Source organism: Loktanella sp. 3ANDIMAR09, from assembly GCF_001420005.1.
Classification (GTDB): Bacteria; Pseudomonadota; Alphaproteobacteria; order Rhodobacterales; family Rhodobacteraceae; genus Loktanella.
In genome coordinates this window covers 373,186-393,837 of sequence record NZ_LJAK01000002.1, presented here as the reverse complement: position 1 = coordinate 393,837, position 20,652 = coordinate 373,186, and the positions used below count along the sequence as shown (strand labels likewise).

The window sequence follows — 20,652 nt, the reverse complement described above, 5'->3', positions numbered from 1 at the left end:
CCGCCCAATGATCCCACGTTATTCCCGCCCCGACATGGTCGCCATCTGGGAGCCCGCCACGAAATACCGCATCTGGTACGAAATCGAGGCGCATGCCTGCGACGCCATGGCCAAGCTGGGCGTGATCCCGCAGGCGAATGCCGACGCGGTGTGGAAAGCCAAGGATGTGACGTTTGACGTGGCCCGCATCGACGAAATCGAGGCCGTCACCAAACATGACGTCATCGCGTTTCTCACGCATCTGGCCGAACACATCGGGTCCGAGGACGCGCGTTTCGTTCATCAGGGCATGACTTCATCGGACGTGCTGGACACGACGTTGAACGTGCAGCTGACCCGCGCCGCCGATGTTCTGCTGGACGGCATGGACCGCGTTCTGGCCGCGCTGAAAACCCGCGCGATGGAACACAAGGACACGGTGCGCATCGGGCGCAGCCACGGCATCCACGCCGAACCCACGACCATGGGCCTGACCTTTGCCCGGTTCTATGCCGAAATGGACCGTGGCCGGCGTCGTTTGGTCGCCGCCCGCGAAGAAATCGCCACGGGCGCGATTTCGGGTGCTGTCGGCACTTTCGCCAATATCGACCCCGCGGTCGAGGAACACGTCTGCGCGCAGATGGGTCTGACCCCCGAACCGATCAGCACGCAGGTCATCCCCCGCGACCGGCATGCCATGTTCTTTGCCACGCTGGGCGTCATCGCATCCAGCATCGAAAACATCGCCACCGAGGTGCGTCACATGCAGCGCACCGAGGTGCTGGAGGCCGAAGAGTTCTTTTCCAAGGGACAAAAAGGCAGCTCTGCCATGCCGCACAAGCGCAACCCGGTCCTGACCGAAAACCTGACCGGTCTGGCGCGTCTGGTGCGCATGTCGGTGGTCCCCGCGCTGGAAAACGTGACCCTGTGGCACGAGCGCGACATCAGCCATTCGTCGGTCGAACGCGCCATCGGTCCCGACACGACCGTCACGCTGGATTTCGCCCTGCACCGTCTGGCCGGTCTGATCGAGAAACTGGTCATCTATCCGCAGAACATGCTGGACAACATGAACAAGTTCCGCGGCCTTGTGATGTCGCAGCGGGTGTTGCTGGCCCTCACGCAGGCCGGCACCAGCCGCGAAGACGCCTATCGTCTGGTCCAGCGCAACGCCATGAAGGTGTGGGAAGAAGGCAAGGATTTCCAGACCGAACTGCTGGCCGACCCCGAAGTGACGGCCGTGTTGTCCGAGGATGAGATCCGCGAGAAATTCGACCTTGGCTATCATACCAAACACGTCGATACGATCTTTGCCCGGGTGTTCGGATAGCTCCGATCTGTCGCAGGTGACGCAGGGTAAATCGCGTGCTATCGTCTGACTACCTCAACAAGGGAGAAGTACGATGATTGCACGAACGATCCTTGCGCTGTTTCTTTTGTCCCCTGCGACGGCCTTTGCCGCAGGGTGCAGCAGCAGCGAGACGGCCATGTCCTGCCCCGAAGGTGCGATGATGGACCACGAGACCGGCACCTGCGTGCCCGTCGCCAGCAGCTGAACAAAATCTGTGAACGGACCCCCTGCGTTCAGGGTCCGTTCATGAACGCAGGGCTATCAACATGGCATGCGCCATGAACCTGACCTGCCCCAATCCGCGACCGATCCCATCCTGCCGCTGTCCCGACGGCGCAAGGCTGCGATCATCGTGCAACTCCTGATCAGCGATGGCAGCAAATTGTCCTTGGCGGACCTGCCCGACCGCCTGCAAGAGGACCTGACCGCCGAACTTGCCTCCATTCGTCTGGTCGACCGCGATACGGTCAACGCCGTCGCTGCGGAATTCGCGGATTTGCTGGATGCCATCGGACTGAGCGCACCGGGCGGGGTTGCGGCAGCGCTGGATGCGCTGTCAGACCATCTGTCGCCCGATATCGCGACGCGTCTGCGCGGTCGGGTCACGGGATCTGCCAATGCCGACCCCTGGGACCGGCTGATCAACCTCGACAACGAGACGATCCAGCGCATCCTGACGGCAGAAAACACCCACATCGGTGCGATCCTGATGTCGAAACTGCCCGTTCCGCGCGCGGCAGAACTGCTGGGGAAACTGCCGGGCGATCTGGCGCGCCGCCTCGCCGTGGGGATCAAACAGACCGAAACAATCGCGCCGCAGTCCGTCGCACGGATCGGGGCCGCGTTGATCGCAAACTACAGCACCACGCTTGACACCGCATTCACCGCCCCACCGGGCAAACGGGTCGGCGCGATCCTGAACGCAGCCAAGCCATCCATGCGCGACACCCTGCTGACCGGGCTGGACGCCGATGATCAGGGATTTGCCGCCGATGTGCGCAAATCCATTTTCACGTTCGAGGATATTCCAGCACGCGTCAGACCCGTGGACTTGCCGATGTGCCTGCGCGATATCGCCCCGGACGATCTTGCCACGGCAATGGCCCATGCAACGACAACCGGCGGCGATGCCGCTGCAACCGCCAGCTACATCCTCGATAGTCTGTCGCAGCGCATGGCAAGCCAGATCCGCGACACCATGGAAGATCTGGGAGAGGTATCCGCCGAGGCCGGTGAATCCGCCATGAGCATCGTCAGTGCAGCGGTCCGCGCGCAGGCGGACACCGGACGGATCACCCTCATCCAGACCGAGGCACCCTGACCCCTTTTCAAACGGCGGCGGTGTCGCTAACGCTGACGTATGCAGAGCGATCAAATCACCGGCAGCATGTCCGAGAAACTTCAGGATACGGCACTTCGAGCCATTCTGTCCGGGTTGATGCGGCTGTCCTACCCCCGGCGTGTCGCGCTGATGGGGCGGCTCGTGGCGCGCGCATTCGGACCGTTGGCAGGCTACCGGAAACGGGCGATTGCCAATCTGGCGCGGGTGCGGCCCGATTTGACACCGCAGGACAGACAAAAGATTGCCGATCTGGTGTGCGACAATTTCGGGCGCACATTGATCGAAAACTACTCTTATCAGGAATTTGGCGCCCGCCTGCGTGACACGACACCGACCGGTGACGGACTGCATGCGCTGCAAGAGGCGCGCGACACAGGCCGCCCGGTGATATTCGTGACCGGTCATTTCGGAAATTTCGAGGCACCGCGCCATGTCTTGACACAATCGGGCCTGACCATCGGCGGGCTGTATCGCCCCATGTCGAATGGCTATGTCGATGCGCATTACCGCGAAACCATGACCAGCTGGGGCGGTCCTGTCTTTGCGCAGGGCAGTCGCGGCACGATGGGTTTCGCGCGCCACATCCGATCAGGTGGCATGGGAACGCTGTTGTTCGATGTCCACGTCACCGAAGGGACAGCCATCCCGTTTTTGGGACAGGATGCGTTTACGTCATTATCAGCTGCGGAAATGGCGCTGCGGTTCGACGCGCTCTTGATCCCCTACTTCGGCATCCGGCAACGCGATGGCCTGTCCTTCGCGGTCGAGGTGGATGCCCCCATCCCGCACGGTGATCCGCTGGAGATGATGCAGACCGCCACCGCCGCATTGGAAGAACGCATCGCGCGGCACCCTGCGCAATGGTTCTGGATCCATCGCCGCTGGAAACCGGCCCGTTAGGGCAGTTTGACAGCCCCCAGGATCGGACCGGATGTCCCGTCCTGCACGATCACAACCACAGGCCCCGCATGATCCAACGGCACCGACAGGCGGGCGGGTTGTGCTGTCGTCCATGTGCCGGCGTTCTGCCAGCCTGTCACGACGTTGCGATAATCAATTGTTTTACCTGCATTTTCACCGCGTTCGATATTGCGCGTCACGGAATCGGTCAGACTGACGACCTGCACCAGCGCCTGCGCCGGAACGTCCCCAATGGCACGCGCGGATATCTGCAAACCGTCGTTGCGGCGCACAACCTCAAGTGCGATCGGGCTGGCAGTGTTGCGATGTATGGCCATCGCATTCATCACCGCACCCGGATCACTGCCAACCACACCGACCGCACCTGCAATCACCATCTGGGGGGTATAGACATTCTTGGCGTTCCAACGCTGGGCATAGCCGCGCTGCCGCTGGGTGTATTCCGGGCGGGCCAGATCGTCGGTCCAGCCGATATAATCCCAATAGTCCACATGCAGCGCAATCGCGATCACATCGTCCCGGTCCGCCATCTGGGCCAGCAAACGATCCGCAGGCGGGCAGCTGGAACACCCTTGCGAGGTGTAAAGTTCGACCACAGTGCCGGATTGTTGGGCAAGGACCGGGCCACCCAGCGCAATCGCGCAAGAGACCGCTGCAATGAGATGACGCATCAATGAACTCCTGTCATGATGGTGCACGGGGTACAGCCTGCGTTCTGAAATGACCAATCAAGCAATCGCGACAAAAGCAGACATCTGCGTGACTGCACCACAATGGCCACATCAACTTTGTATGCAGATGTATACAAAAATGCGTTCTAGGCCTTGATCCCTTGCGTCAGCTACGGCAAAACGAGGCGAGAGAACTGCATCAACGCCCACACTGAAAGGGACATCATGACCGTCACCGTCGGCACCGATACCGCAAAAACCCGCAAGACCCTGACCGTTGGCGACCAGTCGGTCGACTATTATTCCATCGACGCGGCGACGGCCGCGGGCCTGGGCGACTTTTCGCGCCTGCCCGCCGCGCTGAAGGTCGTTTTGGAAAACATGCTGCGGTTCGAGGACGGCAAGACCGTCACCACCGACGACATCAAGGCGTTTGCAACCTGGGCTGAAAACGGCGGCAGGAACCCGATCGAAATCGCCTACCGCCCTGCCCGCGTGCTGATGCAGGATTTCACCGGCGTGCCTGCCGTGGTCGACCTTGCCGCCATGCGCGACGGGATCGTGGCACTGGGCGGCGACGCGCAGCAGATCAACCCGCTGAACCCGGTCGATCTGGTGATCGACCACTCTGTCATGATCGACGAATTCGGCAACCCGCGTGCATTCCAGATGAACGTGGACCGCGAATACGAGCGGAACATGGAACGCTACCAGTTCCTGAAATGGGGCCAGAAGGCGTTCAACAACTTCCGCGTGGTGCCGCCCGGCACGGGCATCTGCCACCAGGTGAACCTGGAATACCTGGCGCAGACCGTCTGGACGGACACCGACCAGAACGGCGTCACCGTGGCCTATCCCGACACGCTGGTCGGCACCGACAGCCACACCACCATGGTCAACGGCCTGGCTGTTCTGGGCTGGGGTGTCGGCGGGATCGAGGCAGAGGCCGCGATGCTGGGCCAGCCTGTCTCCATGCTGATCCCCGAGGTCGTCGGCTTCAAGCTGACCGGCGAAATGACCGAAGGCACGACCGCAACCGATCTGGTGCTCAAGGTCGTTGAAATGCTGCGCGCCAAGGGCGTTGTCAGCAAGTTTGTCGAATTCTACGGCCCCGGCCTCGACAACCTGCCCTTGGCCGACCGCGCCACGATCGGCAACATGGCCCCCGAATACGGTGCCACCTGCGGTTATTTCCCGATCGACGACGAAACCCTGAAATACCTGCGCCTGACTGGCCGTGACGAGGACCGCATCGCACTGGTCGAAGCCTACGCCAAGGAAAACGGATTCTGGCGCGGTGCAGATTACGAACCCGTCTACACCGACACGCTGGAACTGGACATGAGCACCGTCGTGCCCGCCATCTCGGGTCCGAAACGCCCGCAGGACCACATCAACCTGGATGTCGCCGCAACGGCCTTTGGCGAATACGTCAAGGGAATCCGCGCAGGCAAGGACGCCTCGGTGAAATCCGAAATCCGTTGGGAAGGCGAAGGCGGCCAGCCCGAACCCGCCCAGATCCCCGGTGACGAGGGCCATCACGCCCGTGGCTACGTCAACAACCCCAACGGTGAAAACTACCAGATCCATGACGGCAGCATCGTGATCGCCTCGATCACATCCTGCACCAATACCTCGAACCCTTACGTCATGATCGGGGCCGGTCTGGTCGCTCGCAAGGCGCGCGCGCTCGGGCTGACCCGCAAACCCTGGGTGAAAACCTCCCTCGCGCCCGGATCGCAGGTCGTGTCCGAATACCTCGAGGCCGCCGGCCTGCAAGAGGATCTGGATGCGCTGGATTTCCACCTGGTCGGCTATGGGTGCACCACCTGCATCGGCAACTCCGGTCCGCTGGAACCCGAAATCAGCAAGGCGATCAACGACTACGACGTGATCGGCGTGTCCGTCCTGTCCGGCAACCGCAACTTCGAAGGCCGGATCAGCCCGGACGTGCGCGCCAACTACCTGGCATCACCGCCGCTGGTCGTGGCCTATGCGCTGGTGGGCGACATGAACGTCGACATCACCAAGGACAGCCTGGGCAAGGACAAGGATGGCAACGATGTCTACCTCAAGGACATCTGGCCCACCCAAAAGGAAATCGCCGACCTGGTCGAACGTACCGTCACGCGTGAGGCCTTCATGTCGAAATATGCCGATGTGTTCAAAGGCGACGAAAAATGGCAGGCGGTCGAGGTGGTCGATTCCGAAACCTACAACTGGCCACCGCAGTCCACCTACGTCCAGAACCCGCCCTATTTCCGGGGCATGGCCAAGGACCCGGGCAGCATTGCCAGCGTCAAGGATGCGAAAATCCTCGCACTGCTGGGTGACATGGTCACCACCGACCACATCAGCCCCGCCGGTTCCTTCAAGGAAAGCAGCCCCGCCGGTCAGTACCTGACAGAACGCCAGGTACCCGTGCGCGAATTCAACTCCTACGGCTCGCGTCGCGGCAACCACGAGGTGATGATGCGCGGCACCTTTGCAAACATCCGCATCAAGAACGAGATGCTGGACGGCGTCGAGGGTGGGTATACCAAGGGCCCCAACGGGCAGCAGACGTCGATCTTCGATGCCGCCATGGCCTACCAAGAGGCCGGCAACCCGCTGGTGGTGATTGCAGGCGAACAATACGGTGCCGGATCCAGCCGTGACTGGGCGGCCAAGGGCACGGCCCTGTTGGGCGTCAAGGCCGTGATCGCCGAGAACTTCGAACGGATCCACCGCTCCAACCTCGTGGGCTTCGGTGTGGTGCCGTTCGAATTCACCGGCGGCGACAACCGCACGACCCTGAACCTGACAGGCGCGGAAACGGTCACCATCGACGGCCTGTCCGAGGTCAAACCGCAGCAGATGTGCACAGCGCAGATCACCTATGCCGACGGCACGACCAAGGACATCCAGATCAAGTGCCGCATCGATACCGCGATCGAGATCGAATACGTCGAACACGGTGGCGTGCTGCACTACGTCCTGCGCAACCTGGCCAAGGCGGCCTGACCCGCACCCCACTGAAAACAAGGGCCCCGTCGGAACACACCGACGGGGCCTTTTTCATGGCGCAGGACATCGCGCAGATCACGACCGTCCCACTTCTTCTGGTTTAAAATATCCCCGCCGGAGGCATGCAGATCGCCAGGAGATCTGCACCGCTATTGCAGCGCAGACTCCAACATCGGAACGAACCGCTGTTCGTAATCTGATCCGATCAGCGGTCCGATGAAACGGTGCAACACGGTCCCATCTGGCCCCACGATGAATGTCTCGGGCGGGGCGGTCACGCCCCAATCGATGGCCCGCCGTCCACGCGGGTCAAACCCGGTCGCGAAAAACGGATCGCCTTCATCCGCCAGATAGCGCGCGGCATCGTCGGCCTGATCTCGGAAATTCACACCCGCCACGCGGTAGCCCGCATCGGACAAGGCCTGCAAGGTCGGGTGTTCAGCCCGGCAAGGCGGGCACCAGCTCGCCCAGAAATTCACGATCGTGACCTCGCCCGAGGCCAGATCTGCCGCCGTCAGCAGCGTCGTGCCGGACACCGCCTCGTCGGGCAAGGCCGGGGCCGACTGGCCGATAAAGGTCGATGGAATCTCACCGGCATTGTCCCGCATCAACCCGCCGTAAAACAGCGCGGCAAGACCGGCAAACACCAGCGGCGGCACGATCAGCAGTGGCGATACCTTAGCCACGTTCGATGTCCTCCAGCGCACGTTTGATCCGCCGGGACCGCCGCCAGCTCAGCCCGATGATGGCGACCAGCAGAACGATTGTCGCCACATAGGACGATATCACGTAGACCGTGTAATCCCCCAGTTCAGGCACGTGCAGCCCTCGCGGTCAGTGCGCGCATGCGGCGGGCGCGGATTTCTGTCCGGGTGCGCAGCAGGACGAGTGCGATGAACAGGATGCCGAAACCGAACATGCAGATCACCAGTGGAATGAAATAGACATCGGCAATGGTGCGTCCCCCCGTCACCACCGGCACGGATGTGCCCTGATGCAATCCCTGGTTCCAGAACCGGACCGCATAGCGCGACAGGATCGCAAAGATCGACCCCACGATGCAAAGCACCGCGGTCAGATCAGCCGCCGTGTCGGGATCGTCGATGGCCTCCCACAGGGCCATATAGCCAAGGTAGAACAGGAACAGGATCATGAAACTGGTCAGCCGCGGATCCCAGACCCAATAGGTGCCCCAGGTCGGCATGCCCCAGATCGCCCCTGTCACCAGCGCGATCACCGTCATGACCATCCCCACAGGTGCGGCCGCCCGCGCAGCAAGCGCGCTGACATGATGCCTGCGGATGACCCAGATGACACTGGCAACCAGCATCATGAACCAGGCATTGATCGCCATGAGCGCTGCCGGAACATGCAGATAGATGATCTTGACGGTCGATCCGAACTTGTCCGCTTCGGGCGTCAGGAAAAAGCCCCAGAACAACCCACCTACGACCAGAACCCCGGACAGACCAAAGGCCCAGGGCACGACGGGCGCCGTCCATTCCATGAACCGTTTCGGATTTGCATATTCCCACATCGACATGTTGATTACCTATCCTCGGGACGTGGCCCGCTCAATCCCAATTCACCGCAGATTGATCCGCAAGGCGGCTGCCGTGGCAAAGGGTAGCAGCGCAAAACAGCCCAGCGTGATGACCCCCACCAACATCAGGGGGGCCGTGACCCCGCTGCCATCCGCACCGCGCCGCACCGCCTCGGCCCCGAACATCAGCGTGGGGATATACAGCGGCAAGACCAGCAACGACAACAACAGACCACCGCGCCGCAAACCGACCGTCAGTGCAGCGCCGAATGTGCCAATCATCGACAGGGCCGGCGCGCCAAGCGCCAGCGACGCCAGCAACCAGACATAGGCACCGGGCGCCATGTTCAGGAAAAACCCCAGCAGGGGTGCGACGCATGTCAACGGCAACCCGGTGGTGATCCAGTGTGACACCGCCTTGGACAGGGCCACGCCTTCCAGCGGGATCGGTGCCGTGGCCAGCAATGGCAGCGAACCATCCTCGAAATCCAGCGCAAAGATCCGGTCCAGCGACAAAAGAGCCGCCAGCAATGCCGCGACCCACAGGATTCCGGGCGCGATGGGGGTCAGAATGACCCGGTCAGGCCCGACGCCGAACGGCACCAGAACGACCACGATCAGAAAAAACGCGAGTCCAAGGCCGAATCCGCCGCCTGCGCGGACCGACAGCCGCAGGTCACGCAGCAACAGCGCAATCACAGGAACGCCGCGTCCGCGCCGCCGTCAGCATCCGCCGCCGCGATATAAGGCGTCAGATCAAGCGCAGGCACGTCGAGTCCGAGGTCGATATGGGTGGCGATCACCGCACAACCGCCCTGCCCCAGATGTGCGTCACGCATCCAGTCGGCGAACATCCGGACCGAAAAATTATCCAGACTGACCGTCGGTTCATCCAAAAACAGCACGGACCGGCCGATCACGGCAAGACGGGCCAGACCCAGCCTGCGTTTCTGTCCCGCTGACAACGTGCCCGCCAGCCGGTCACGCAGGTCATGCAGGTCGAATGCCGCATAGGCCGTCTCTGGCACGCTGCGGTCGTGAATCTGCGCCCAGAACGTCAGGTTTTCCGTCACCGTCAGCGCGGATTTGATCCCGTCGGCATGACTGGCATAGGCACCGCTACCCTCGGGGTAGTCCACCGACCCGGACAAGGGCGGTTGCAATCCGGCCATCGTGCGCAGCAGCGTCGTCTTGCCGACACCGTTTGGGCCGCGCAGGATCAGGGCCTCTCCCGGGTTCAGCGCGAACGACACCCGTTCCAGAACGGGCACGCCCCCACGGGCGCAGCGCAGGTCGGTGACCTGCAACACGGCGATCAGACCGGAATCAGCGCAAGGGCGACGCGGCGCCCCTCGCTTAGCAAAATATTGAATGTGCGGCAGGCCGCAGGTGACGCCATCACGTCCAGCCCGACCCCTGCATCCTCAAGCTGTTGGCGAAAGGCCTTGGGGGCATGCGCCACCTCGGCCCCTGTGCCGACAAACAGCACGTCGATCGTGTCCGCCTCGGCCAGCAGCGTCGCGACATCGTCGAAACCGCCCCAACTGGCCACGCCCGACGGCAGAACTGTCACAGGCCCCTCGATCACCTGACCGCCAATCCTGAAAAACCCCGGGCCATAGCCGTCGACGGGTTTGGATTTGTCGTAGGTGATTTCGGTCAGGCGCATCAGCTGTCCTCGATATCCGCGTAACGTCCGCCCGTGGCGGGGTTCTTTTTCGACCAGTCGCGTTTGACGCCCAGCATCAACACCACGTTCTTGGCCACATAGATCGATGAATAGGTGCCGACAATGATGCCCCAGGTAATGGCGAAAACAAACCCGCGGATCACGTCACCACCTAGCGCCAGCAGTGCCACGAGCGCCAGCAGCGTCGTGCCCGATGTCATCATGGTCCGCGCAAGGGTTTCGTTCGCGGACAGGTTCAGCACATCGACCAGCGGCATGACCTTGTACTTGCGCAGGTTTTCCCGCACGCGGTCGAACACCACGACCGTATCGTTGATCGAATAGCCGACGATGGTCAGCAGGGCCGCGATGATCGCGAGGTCGAACCGGATTTGCAGCAGCGAAAACAACCCGATGGTCAGACCGATATCATGGACCAGCGCCACGATGCCACCGACGGCAAATTGCCATTCGAACCGCAGCCAGATGTAGATGATGATTGCCGACAGCGCACCGATCACAGCAAAGACCGCCGACCGAATGAGTTCGCCGGACACCTTGGGTCCGACACTCTCTACAGAGGTAAAGTCGACCTCGGGATCAACGGTCTGCAAGGCTGTGCGGACACTGTCAATGGTGCTTTGCGCGACGCTTTCCGCATCGTCCTGCGCCTGAATACGCACGGATGCGACGAATTGATCCGCGCGGAATGTCGGGTCAAACACCTCGGTGATGCTGACATCGCCCAGCTCCAACGCCTCCAATGCAGTCCGATAGGCGCTGACATCGACGGGCTGCGTGCTTTCCGTTCGGATCGTCGTGCCGCCACGGAAATCGATCCCGTAGTTCAGGCCAAAGGTCATGAAGGCCACGATCGACAGCACCAGCAGCACCATGCTGCCGCCAAAGGTGACGCTGGCGAATTTGAAGAAATTGATATTCGTGTCGTCGGGGATCAGGCGCATACGCATGGGATCAGACCTCGATTGTCTTGGGACGCTTGCGCGAGAACCACAGCACGATCAACGCGCGCGTGACGAAAATGGCGGTGAACACCGACGTGATGATGCCCAGCCCCAGCGTGACGGCAAAGCCGCGCACGGGACCAGACCCCAGCCAATACAGAATGCCTGCCGTAATCAGCGTCGTGATGTTGGCGTCAATGATCGCAGACAGTGCGCGTTCATATCCCAGCTCGATGGCACGGGCGGGACCCTTGGCAGTTTTCAACTCCTCGCGGATGCGTTCGAACACCAGCACGTTGGCATCCACGGCCATGCCGACGGTCAGCACGATGCCCGCAATGCCCGGCAATGTCAGGGTCGCCCCGATCAGCGACAATACGCCAAAGATCAGGCCCAGGTTCACGATCAGCGCGATATTGGCGAAAATACCGAACAGGCCGTAGGTCATGCCCATGAACACGATGACCAGCAGACCGCCCACCATCGCGGCCCGTTGGCCTGCGTCGATGCTGTCCTGACCCAGCTGGGGGCCAATCGTGCGTTCTTCCAGAAATTCAAGCGAGGCCGGAAGCGCACCGGCACGCAACAACACGGCAAGGTTGGTCGATTCCTCGACCGTGAAATTACCCGTGATGATACCGGACCCGCCCGGAATATGGGACTGGATCACCGGGGCGCTGATGACCTCGGAATCGAGGACGATGGCGAACTGCGTGCCGATATGATCCAGCGTATAATCACCGAATTTGCGTGCACCGGATACGTTGAACCGGAAATTGACGGCCGGACGACCGTTCTGGTCGAACGCGGGCTGTGCATCGACCAGTTCCTCGCCGGTGACGACCGGCACGGAATCAAGGATATAGAACACCCCCGGTTCGTCGATGGACGGCAGGATTTCCTGACCCACGCCGGGGGTCGCGTCTGCGCCTGCCGGGCCGATCACCTGCTGGAATGTCAGCTGTGCCGTTGTTCCGATCAGTTCGATGATCTCGGCGCTGGACCCGACACCGGGCACCTGGATCAGGATCCGGTCGGTGCCCTGACGCTGGATCGTGGGTTCGCGTGTGCCGACCTCGTCGATGCGGCGGCGAATGATCTCGAGGCTTTGCTGCATCGTGCGGTCGTCAACCGCCTGTTTTTCGGCGTCCGACAGTTGGATCGTCAGCACGGGGCCGCTGGTGCTGACCTCGATGTCGGTTGATCCTGCACCGGTCAGGGTCTGGATCGGGCGGGCCAGACCGCGCACGATTTCTGCGGCACGTGCCGCGCCGGCGGGTTCGGAAATCCGCACGACAAGGATATCGTCAGGGCTGTCCTCGCGGGTGACGAAACCGACCGTATCGCGTTCGGCGGCCAATGCGTCACGCACCTCGGGCCATGTGGCGTCCATGATGGACGCGTAGACATCGGGGGTGTTCACCTCTGCCAGCAGATGCGCACCGCCCCGCAGGTCAAGGCCAAGGTTCACCAGATTGGATGGCAGGAACGATGGCCAGCCTGTCGCGTCTTCGCCGGTCGCAACCGCGTCGTTGTAGGTTTCAACCCGGTCGTAGAACAGGTTCGGCAGGGCCAGTAGCAGCCCCACCGTCACCGTGAGCCAGATCAACGCTTGCCGGAACGGCGAGATATTCAGCATGGACAGGCCCCCTTGGCCATCAAGCGCGGTCGCTTACTTGGCAGGTTCGGTCTTGTTGATCACGGTCGCGATGGTGGACTGGATCACGCGCACTTTCACGCCAGCGGCGATTTCGACTTCCAGTTCCTTTTCCGCCTCGCGCACGGCCGTCACCTTGCCGACGATACCGCCCTGCGTGATGACCTGATCGCCGCGGCGCAGCGCGCTGACCATGGCGGCATGTTCCTTCAGCTTTTTCTGCTGCGGACGGATCAGCAGGAAATACATGATACCAAAGATCAAAAACAGCGGGACGATGGATGCGATGCCTTCCATGGCGGCTCCTCAGGGTTGGCGGCGCAAAGCACCGGGGGTCAAAGTCGCGGCACACTAGAAGCGAGGTGCCGCAATGGCAACAGGCTCGCTTGTGCCTCGCCGCGATATAGTAAGGATGACCGGATGCGCCAACCGGGTGGCGACCCGAATTTGATGAAAACCGCGATATTGCCCGGGTCTGACAGGTGCTGCACGCTAGCCCCTTCACCATCGTCGCGTGATCGGGCATACCGCGCGCAGCACAAGTGAGGACCCGACATGCATGATATTCGCCTGATCCGTGACGACCCCGCCGGATTCGACGCGGCCCTGTCCCGGCGCGGTGTCGCGCCACAGTCCGAGGCCATCTTGCAAATCGATTCCGACCGCCGCGCCGCCATCAAGGCGGCCGAGGTCGCACAGGCCGCCGCAAATCAGGCGGCCAAACAGGTCGGTGCCGCCAAGGCCAAGGGTGACGAGGACGAATTCCAGCGTCTGCGCACCCTGATGGCCGACAGCAAGGCACAAATTGCCGACCTCAACGCCAAGGCTAAGGAGCTGGACGCGCAGTTGAACGCGCACCTGCTGGGTCTGCCCAACCTGCCCTATGCCGATATTCCCGACGGCGTGGACGAAGCCGACAACGTCGAGCTTCACCGCCGCGGTGCGCCGCGCAATTTCGATTTCACCCCGGTCGAACATTACGAAATCCCCGCTGTCGCAGGCGGTATGGATTTTGAAACCGCAGCGAAACTGTCCGGCAGCCGTTTTGTCATGCTGACCGGGGCCGTGGCCCGTGTTCACCGCGCGCTGGCCCAGTTCATGCTGGATACACATGTCGACGAACACGGCCTGACCGAGGCCAATGTCCCCGTCATGGTCCGTGAGGACATGATGGTGGGCACCGGTCAGCTGCCGAAGTTCGGCGAAGACAGCTATCAGACCACAAACGGCTGGTGGCTGATCCCGACTGCCGAGGTGCCGCTGACCAATACGGTGAACGGTGACACCGTAGACGGCGCGACCCTGCCCCTGCGCTATGTCGCGCATACCCCCTGTTTCCGGTCCGAGGCCGGAAGCGCCGGTCGCGATACCAGCGGCATGTTGCGCCAGCACCAGTTCGAAAAGGTCGAAATGGTGTCCATCACCCATCCGGACGAAAGCGACGCGGAACATGCGCGCATGACCCGCTGTGCGGAAACCATCCTGGACAAACTCGAACTGCCCTACCGGACGGTCGTGCTGTGTGCAGGTGACATGGGCGCCGGCGCACGGCGCACCCATGACATCGAAGTGTGGCTGCCCGGTCAGAACGCCTATCGCGAAATTTCGAGCATCTCGACCTGTGGCGACTATCAGGCCCGGCGCATGAACGCGCGGTTCAAACCCACCGACGGCGGCAAGCCTGCGTTTGTTCACACGCTCAACGGGTCCGGTCTGGCCGTCGGCCGCACACTGATCGCCGTTTTGGAAAACGGGCAGCAGGCCGACGGTTCGGTGCATCTGCCGGCAGTGCTGCACGGCTATCTGGGCGGGAAATCACAGATTAGCGAGAACGGCGTTCTGGTCTAGTTTGACTGCAACCTTTGCAGTCCGCGCCGCGTTGGATAGCATGAACAAATCACTCGCCCCCCTGACGCTGATCCTGACGCTGGCCTTTGCGCTGTCGCCGCTCTTTTCCTCGTTCAGCGGGTTCCAGTCCGACCAGCTGCCCATCCCGCAGATCAACCCGCCGGTTCAGCCTGCGGGTTATGCCTTTGCGATCTGGGGGCCGATCTATCTGTGGTTGACCGCATCCGCGATCTACGGCCTGTGGAAAACGCGCAATGATCCGACGTGGGACACAGCCCGCAAGCCGCTGTGCGCCAGCCTCGCCGTGGGTGTGCCATGGCTGTGGGTTGCGAACCAAAGCGCGGTTTGGGCCACGGTCATGATCTGGATCATGCTGGGCTTTGCGATTGCCGCACTCATCAGCAGCCCCCCGCTGACGCGCTGGACCTTTCGCGGGCCTGTCGCGCTTTATGCAGGGTGGTTGACGGCGGCGAGTTTCGTGTCGCTGGCCACCGTGCTGGCGGGCTATGGCATCGGGTTTGGTGCCTACGGCTGGGCCTTTGTCGGCATCATCGGCGCGCTGGTCGTGGCCATGTTCGTCTATCGCAGGCAGCCTGCGCCGGTCTATCTGCTGGCAATCATCTGGGCGCTGATCGGTGTCTGCGTGAACAACGGTTTTGATCGGTTCCTGATCACGGCAACAGCCATCACCGGGATCGTTGTTCTGATCTGCGTGATGGCTGTCTGGTTTCCCCGCGCCCCGGCAACCTGACGGTCAGCGGTCGCTGCCCGGCTTTTTCTTGTGCTTTGACAGACGTGACGGCTGGGACGACTTGCGATCCTTGTAGGGGTTCTTGTCACCCTGATCGCGCAGCGTCAGCCGGATCGGCGTGCCGGGCATGTCGAAATCCTCGCGCAGGCCATTGACCAGATACCGGTTGTAGCTGGCCGGCACGAGGTCGGGATGCGACGTCATCACAACGAACCCCGGCGGGCGCGTTTTCACCTGCGTGGCATAGCGCATCTTGATCCGCTTGCCACCCGGTGCGGGTGGCGGGTGCTGTTCAAGCATACCTGTCAGCCAGCGGTTCAGCTGCGCCGTGGTCACACGGCGGTTCCAGGTTTCGTAGACCCGCATCACGGCCTGTTGCAGCCGGTCCAGCCCCTTGCCCGTCTTGGCCGAAACCGTCACCAGCGGCGCACCGCGCAGCTGCGGCAGCAGACGGGTGAATTCCTCTTTGAGTTCGCGCAGTTTGTCCTGCTTGTCCTCTTCGACGTCCCATTTGTTGACACCGATGACAACGGCACGCCCCTCGCGTTCGGCAAGGTCTGCGATCCGCAGGTCCTGCTGTTCAAAGGGGATATCCACGTCCAGCAACACGATCACGACCTCGGCAAATTTCACCGCACGCAGGCCGTCACTGACCGACAGTTTTTCCAGTTTTTCGTTGATACGCGCCTTTTTGCGCATGCCGGCGGTGTCGAATATCCGCATCGGGACACCGCCCCAATCGGTCTGGACCGAAATGGCGTCGCGCGTGATGCCTGCCTCTGGGCCGGTCAGCAGACGGTCCTCTCCGATGATCTTGTTGATCAGGGTGGATTTACCGGCGTTGGGCCGTCCCACAACCGCAATCTGAAGCGGGCGCGTCCGCGTCGGCACCCGCACGGCGTCGTCGTCATCCTCGGAATCCGCGTCGATGTCGATGTCGGTTTCAGGGGCGTCACGCTTGTCCCGTTCGGCAAATGCTTCGGACAGGGGGCGTAGCGCATCCATCAGCTCGCCCATGCCCTCGCCGTGTTCGGCGGACAGGCGGATCGGCTCGCCCAACCCCAGTGCATAGGCCTCGAGGATGGTCGCATCCGCGGCCTTGCCCTCGCCTTTGTTGGCCGCAAGGATCACGTTCGCATTCTTGCGCCGCAGGATATCGGCGAAAACCTCGTCCGCGGGCAGCACCCCGGCACGCGCGTCGATCATGAACAGGCAGACGTCGGCCATTTCCACGGCGCGTTCCGTCAGGCGACGCATCCGACCCTGAAGGGATTCGTCCGTCGCCTCTTCCAGACCGGCGGTGTCGATCACCGTGAACTTGATGTCGGCAATGCGACCCGGCCCCTCGCGCAGATCGCGCGTCACACCGGGTTGGTCGTCAACCAGTGCCAGCTTCTTGCCGACCAGCCGGTTGAACAGCGTGGATTTCCCCACGTTGGGTCGGCCCACAAGGGCAAGTGTAAAGGTCATTGCGACGACTCCGGATAGATCAAGTGCCGGGTCTTACACCGGACTTGCGTCAACGGAAAGCCAGCAGTTGACCATCCTTGTTGACCACGTACAAAACACCATTGGCAATCGCCGGGGTCGATGCGGCACCGCCGGGAATGGCGATGGACGACATCAGCGCACCGGAACGCGGATCGAACGACCGCAACTGGCCGTCAGAGGATGCAACGACCAGCCGGTTACCCGCCATGATCGGCCCGTAATGGGCAAAAACCGTCCGCTTGCTGCGCAACCAACCGCCGTTGTCGACAAAGTCAGGCAGGGCCACGCGCCAGATCGGTGTGCCCGTGTCAGCATCCAGACGGATCAGCTGGTTCAGGTCATTGACCATGAACAGCGACCCACCCGCAGGCCAGACCGGGCCGGTGGCCCCTTCTTCTGCGGTCCAGATCCGATCGCCGGTCGCCTTGTCCAGCGCCACAGTGCGGCCCGAGAAATTGCCCACGTAAACACGGTCGCCGTCAATCACGGGATCGCCCGAAATATCCGAAATCGCGGCCACGGCCTCGCCCACGCGGTCACCAGAGATGACCTGCGACCAGCGCTGAATGCCGCCTTGCGGGAACACCCCGACCACCTCGCCGGACGGGAACGGGAAAACAGCCAGATCGGACGTCACCGCAGGCCCGGCGCCGCCGGAAAAGGACGACACCGACGGGATACCGCCCAACTGGTAGCGGATGCGCCCATCGGCCGTGTCGATGGCCCAGCCCGTGCTGTCGCGGCTGACGACATAGACCAGGTCACCAAAAACAGTCGGCGCAGAGGTGCCGGGCGCATCCAGGTCCTGCGTCCAGAATGTGCCGCCCGTCGCCGGATCAAGTGCGGTCAGACGACCAAAACCGGTAGTCACGAACAACCGCCCGCCGCCAAAGGCCAGACCACCGCCGGAGGCATCCGTGCGGCTGTCGGTCGGCGGCGTCAGTTCCACGGACCAGACGGCTGCGCCCCCCGTTGTCGTCGCCGTCACCCGCGACAGCGCGTCCAGCGTGTAGACGATCCCGCCTGCCACAACCGGATCAGCGGTGATCCGTGCGGATTTGCTGTCACCCGCGCCGATATCCACCCCAAAGGCAAGTGTCGGAGAGGTCGAGAACACGGGCTGCGGGAACATATGGTCCGCGTCGCCGTTGCGATGGGTCCAGCTGCTATTCAGCTGCGGGGCCGCAAAAGAGATCGGAAGCGCCTGATTCACCTCGGCATTGCCGGGCCGGATCGGTTCGCGCACGCCGGGCAGAATGATGTCGTCCTCGCCGCAGGCTGTCAGGGTCATGACGGCCAAAAGGCCGGCGCAGATAATCTTGGCTGTCACGGCATCTGCCCCTTTGGCTCTTATTCGCTCTGGATCGTGTCGGGCAGCGGTGCCCCCAGCGCAACCATTAATGTTTGGGCGCGGTCACGCAACCCTCGCGTGGCACCGGCGTCCTCGATCAGCGCGGTCAGCTTGGCCACGGCGGCGTCACTGTCACCGTCGGCCAGATCCATCAACGCAAGTTGTTCCTGCGCCAGCAGGCTGAACGGTTGGCCGGGAGACGCAAGGTTTTCCAGTGTCTGACGACGGGTCGCCATGTCCAGTTCGCCACCGATCACGGCCGCCTTGAACGACGCAAGATCGCGGTAAACCTGCGGCACATCGCCATTCAGCGCCAGCGCCTGAAGGGTTTGCGTCGCAGTGACGGCCTCATCGTTTTCCAGTTGGGTGGCGGCCTCCAGCAGGTCGACAACGGCACTGGCGGGGCCCTGCCCCTCGACCTGCGCAAGTGCTGTCGCGCGGGCGGCGGGATCGTCCTCTTCCAATGCGGCCAGCACGGCATCGCCCTTGGCCTGTGCCGCTGCCATGTCGCGTGCCTTGGTGTATTCGATCCAGGCGGCACCCCCGACCAGCAGCACGACACCCAGGATGGCAATCCAGCCATAACGCTTCATCAGGCCATACAGCCGGTCGCGGCGGACCTCTTCGGTCACCTCGTTGATAAAGCTGTCAGTATCGCTCATCTTGTCTTCCCCCGCAGATCGGCTGGCCTGTTCCACCAGACCGACATTTGCGGGCTACATAACGTGAAGCAGACCGCATTGCCAAGGCCAACCCGCCGTTCAGACGCCGCAAGTGGCAGCGCGTGGCGCAAACGTGAAAACGGCCGACCATGCGCCCGCCGTTTTCAATCAGGCTGTTACCGCGCGGTCAGCTGACCGCAGGCGGGGTCGCGGGGTCCAGGGTGATGCGCCGCAGGGTCAAAAGCGCGAGCACCAGCGCCGCGACACCGCACATCGCGATTGCCACGATCATCGGCAAGGCCGTGCCGTCCACGAACAACGAGGTGATCGCGATCATCACGCCGCCGGTCAGCATCTGCAACGTGCCGCCCAAGGACGACGCCAGCCCCGCGATGCGACCATGCGCCTCCAGTGCGACCACCATCGAGGTCGGAATGACGACGCCCAGACAGGCGTTGGCACAGAACAACATGCCGACAATCACATAGAGGCTGGCCGCACCCGACAGGGCCAGCAGCATCAGCGCCACCGTGAAACCCGCAAACCCGAACACGCCGAACCCCATCAGCCGCACGATACCGACACGGGCGCCCAGTGGTCCCGCGACCTGACTGGCACCAAAGAACCCCAGCGCGTTGATGGCAAAGGCCAGCGAAAACCCGGTCGATGTCAGGCCGAACTGCCCCTGATAGACAAAGGATGCATTGGCGATAAAGACAAAGAAACTGGCCATGCCAAAGCCGCCGATCAGCGTCAGCCCCATAAAGGCGGGGTCAGACAACAGCACCTTGGACCCGGCCCAGAGCGAGCGCAGATTGATCGGTTGACGGTCAGCGCGTGCCAGCGTTTCCGGCAGCGCCGTGCCCGTCAGCACCAGCGACAGGATCGCCACACCGCTGAGCGCCCAGAACAACAGGCGCCAGTCGCCCAATTGCACCAGGGCCGTACCGACCAGCGGTGCCAGCATCGGCGAGACGGAAATGACCAGCATCACCAGCGCCATCAGCTTGGTCGCCTGCGTGCCGGTGTGCATGTCGCGGATGATGGCGCGGGGCACCACCATCAGCACTGCCGCCCCGACACCCTGAAGCGCCCGCGCGGCCAGCAACCAGCCGATGTCGGGGGCCACCGCACAACCGACGCTGCCGATGATGAACAGGGTCAGACCTGCATAGAGCGGCATCTTGCGCCCCGACTGATCCGACCAGGGACCGTAGAACAACTGCGCCAGACCGAATGTCACGAAATAGGCGGTCAGTGTCAGCTGCGCGCCCGCCTCGTCGATGCCCAGCGACGCGGCCAGTTGCGGCATCGCGGGCAGATAGAGGTCGATGGCAAACGGGCCGACCGCAGACAATAGGCCCAGCACGAGGGCGGCGCGAAACAAGGTCATGGTGTCAGTCTTTCGTTTTATTTGGCCGAGGACCTAGCCCCGGGCCGCCGTA

21 protein-coding genes are annotated in these 20,652 nt (G+C 62.5%); 7 read left to right on the top strand and 14 right to left on the bottom strand.

Features of this window, described 5'->3' with window-relative positions:
• The first annotated feature begins 7 nt into the window (after positions 1 to 7).
• The 4 genes from purB (at position 8) to AN189_RS04805 (ending at position 3,572) form a co-directional block, all read left to right on the top strand.
• Positions 8 to 1,309 carry an adenylosuccinate lyase gene (gene purB / locus AN189_RS04815; protein WP_056032163.1) on the top strand — a complete coding sequence of 434 codons (1,302 nt, stop codon included), beginning with the start codon at positions 8 to 10 and terminating at the stop codon, positions 1,307 to 1,309.
• Between the two features lie 73 nt (positions 1,310 to 1,382).
• Positions 1,383 to 1,535 carry a hypothetical protein gene (locus AN189_RS19095; protein ID WP_157057378.1) on the top strand — a complete coding sequence of 51 codons (153 nt, stop codon included), beginning with the start codon at positions 1,383 to 1,385 and terminating at the stop codon, positions 1,533 to 1,535.
• A gap of 66 nt (positions 1,536 to 1,601) precedes the next feature.
• Complete coding sequence (locus tag AN189_RS04810) at positions 1,602 to 2,651, top strand: FliG C-terminal domain-containing protein (RefSeq protein ID WP_056031827.1); 1,050 nt, start codon at positions 1,602 to 1,604, stop codon at positions 2,649 to 2,651.
• A 66-nt stretch (positions 2,652 to 2,717) separates the two neighbouring features.
• Positions 2,718 to 3,572, top strand: coding sequence for a lysophospholipid acyltransferase family protein (locus tag AN189_RS04805; protein WP_253279551.1), 855 nt, complete (start codon positions 2,718 to 2,720; stop codon positions 3,570 to 3,572).
• Here AN189_RS04805 and AN189_RS04800 read toward each other — a convergent pair.
• Positions 3,569 to 4,264: a thioredoxin family protein gene (locus AN189_RS04800; RefSeq protein ID WP_056031822.1), complete on the bottom strand. Its 696-nt coding sequence runs from the start codon at positions 4,262 to 4,264 to the stop codon at positions 3,569 to 3,571. The genes AN189_RS04805 and AN189_RS04800 overlap by 4 nt on opposite strands.
• 225 nt (positions 4,265 to 4,489) lie before the next feature.
• On the opposite strand from AN189_RS04800, the gene acnA reads away from it, so the two are divergent.
• Positions 4,490 to 7,267 (top strand): aconitate hydratase AcnA, encoded by a 2,778-nt coding sequence (acnA, locus tag AN189_RS04795; protein WP_056031819.1) that lies wholly within the window; start codon positions 4,490 to 4,492, stop codon positions 7,265 to 7,267.
• 152 nt (positions 7,268 to 7,419) lie between these two features.
• Here the strand turns inward: acnA and AN189_RS04790 are convergent, their stop codons facing one another.
• From AN189_RS04790 to yajC, 9 genes are read right to left on the bottom strand one after another with little or no spacing between them, the layout of a single operon-like run.
• Positions 7,420 to 7,956: a DsbE family thiol:disulfide interchange protein gene (locus AN189_RS04790; RefSeq protein WP_056031816.1), complete on the bottom strand. Its 537-nt coding sequence runs from the start codon at positions 7,954 to 7,956 to the stop codon at positions 7,420 to 7,422.
• A complete protein-coding gene (gene ccmD / locus AN189_RS04785) occupies positions 7,949 to 8,089 on the bottom strand; it encodes a heme exporter protein CcmD (RefSeq protein ID WP_056031813.1) in 141 nt (46 codons plus the stop codon). Before ccmD ends, AN189_RS04790 begins: the two co-directional genes overlap by 8 nt.
• Positions 8,082 to 8,813, bottom strand: a complete 732-nt coding sequence (locus AN189_RS04780; protein ID WP_056031810.1) for a heme ABC transporter permease — start codon at positions 8,811 to 8,813, stop codon at positions 8,082 to 8,084. Before AN189_RS04780 ends, ccmD begins: the two co-directional genes overlap by 8 nt.
• Before the next feature lie 42 nt (positions 8,814 to 8,855).
• The gene (gene ccmB / locus AN189_RS04775; RefSeq protein WP_056031806.1) at positions 8,856 to 9,512 is read right to left on the bottom strand and encodes a heme exporter protein CcmB; all 657 of its coding nucleotides are present in this window, start codon (positions 9,510 to 9,512) and stop codon (positions 8,856 to 8,858) included.
• Entirely contained in the window at positions 9,509 to 10,123 is a 615-nt protein-coding gene (gene ccmA / locus AN189_RS04770; protein ID WP_056031803.1) for a heme ABC exporter ATP-binding protein CcmA, read from the bottom strand. The genes ccmB and ccmA overlap by 4 nt, the downstream gene beginning before the upstream one ends.
• A 5-nt stretch (positions 10,124 to 10,128) precedes the next feature.
• Positions 10,129 to 10,482, bottom strand: coding sequence for an Mth938-like domain-containing protein (locus tag AN189_RS04765; protein WP_056031800.1), 354 nt, complete (start codon positions 10,480 to 10,482; stop codon positions 10,129 to 10,131).
• Positions 10,482 to 11,453: a protein translocase subunit SecF gene (gene secF, locus AN189_RS04760; protein WP_056031798.1), complete on the bottom strand. Its 972-nt coding sequence runs from the start codon at positions 11,451 to 11,453 to the stop codon at positions 10,482 to 10,484. The genes AN189_RS04765 and secF overlap by 1 nt, the downstream gene beginning before the upstream one ends.
• Before the next feature lie 4 nt (positions 11,454 to 11,457).
• Positions 11,458 to 13,086: a protein translocase subunit SecD gene (secD, locus tag AN189_RS04755; RefSeq protein ID WP_056031794.1), complete on the bottom strand. Its 1,629-nt coding sequence runs from the start codon at positions 13,084 to 13,086 to the stop codon at positions 11,458 to 11,460.
• 33 nt (positions 13,087 to 13,119) lie between these two features.
• On the bottom strand, positions 13,120 to 13,401 hold the full coding sequence (gene yajC / locus AN189_RS04750) for a preprotein translocase subunit YajC (protein WP_056031791.1): 282 nt from the start codon (positions 13,399 to 13,401) through the stop codon (positions 13,120 to 13,122).
• Between the two features lie 258 nt (positions 13,402 to 13,659).
• Between yajC and serS the strand changes: the two genes are divergently transcribed.
• Both serS and AN189_RS04740 read left to right on the top strand, forming a co-directional pair.
• Positions 13,660 to 14,952 (top strand): serine--tRNA ligase, encoded by a 1,293-nt coding sequence (gene serS / locus AN189_RS04745; protein ID WP_056031788.1) that lies wholly within the window; start codon positions 13,660 to 13,662, stop codon positions 14,950 to 14,952.
• Positions 14,953 to 14,992: 40 nt separating this feature from the next.
• Entirely contained in the window at positions 14,993 to 15,703 is a 711-nt protein-coding gene (locus AN189_RS04740; protein ID WP_056032160.1) for a hypothetical protein, read from the top strand.
• 3 nt (positions 15,704 to 15,706) lie between these two features.
• Here the strand turns inward: AN189_RS04740 and der are convergent, their stop codons facing one another.
• From der to AN189_RS04720, 4 genes are all read right to left on the bottom strand, one after another.
• Positions 15,707 to 17,173, bottom strand: coding sequence for a ribosome biogenesis GTPase Der (der, locus tag AN189_RS04735; protein WP_056031785.1), 1,467 nt, complete (start codon positions 17,171 to 17,173; stop codon positions 15,707 to 15,709).
• Between the two features lie 49 nt (positions 17,174 to 17,222).
• On the bottom strand, positions 17,223 to 18,524 hold the full coding sequence (locus AN189_RS04730; protein WP_253279550.1) for a PQQ-like beta-propeller repeat protein: 1,302 nt from the start codon (positions 18,522 to 18,524) through the stop codon (positions 17,223 to 17,225).
• Positions 18,525 to 18,544: 20 nt separating this feature from the next.
• Positions 18,545 to 19,207 carry a hypothetical protein gene (locus AN189_RS04725; RefSeq protein ID WP_056032157.1) on the bottom strand — a complete coding sequence of 221 codons (663 nt, stop codon included), beginning with the start codon at positions 19,205 to 19,207 and terminating at the stop codon, positions 18,545 to 18,547.
• Between the two features lie 187 nt (positions 19,208 to 19,394).
• The gene (locus AN189_RS04720; protein WP_056031779.1) at positions 19,395 to 20,600 is read right to left on the bottom strand and encodes a multidrug effflux MFS transporter; all 1,206 of its coding nucleotides are present in this window, start codon (positions 20,598 to 20,600) and stop codon (positions 19,395 to 19,397) included.
• Positions 20,601 to 20,652 lie beyond the last annotated feature (52 nt).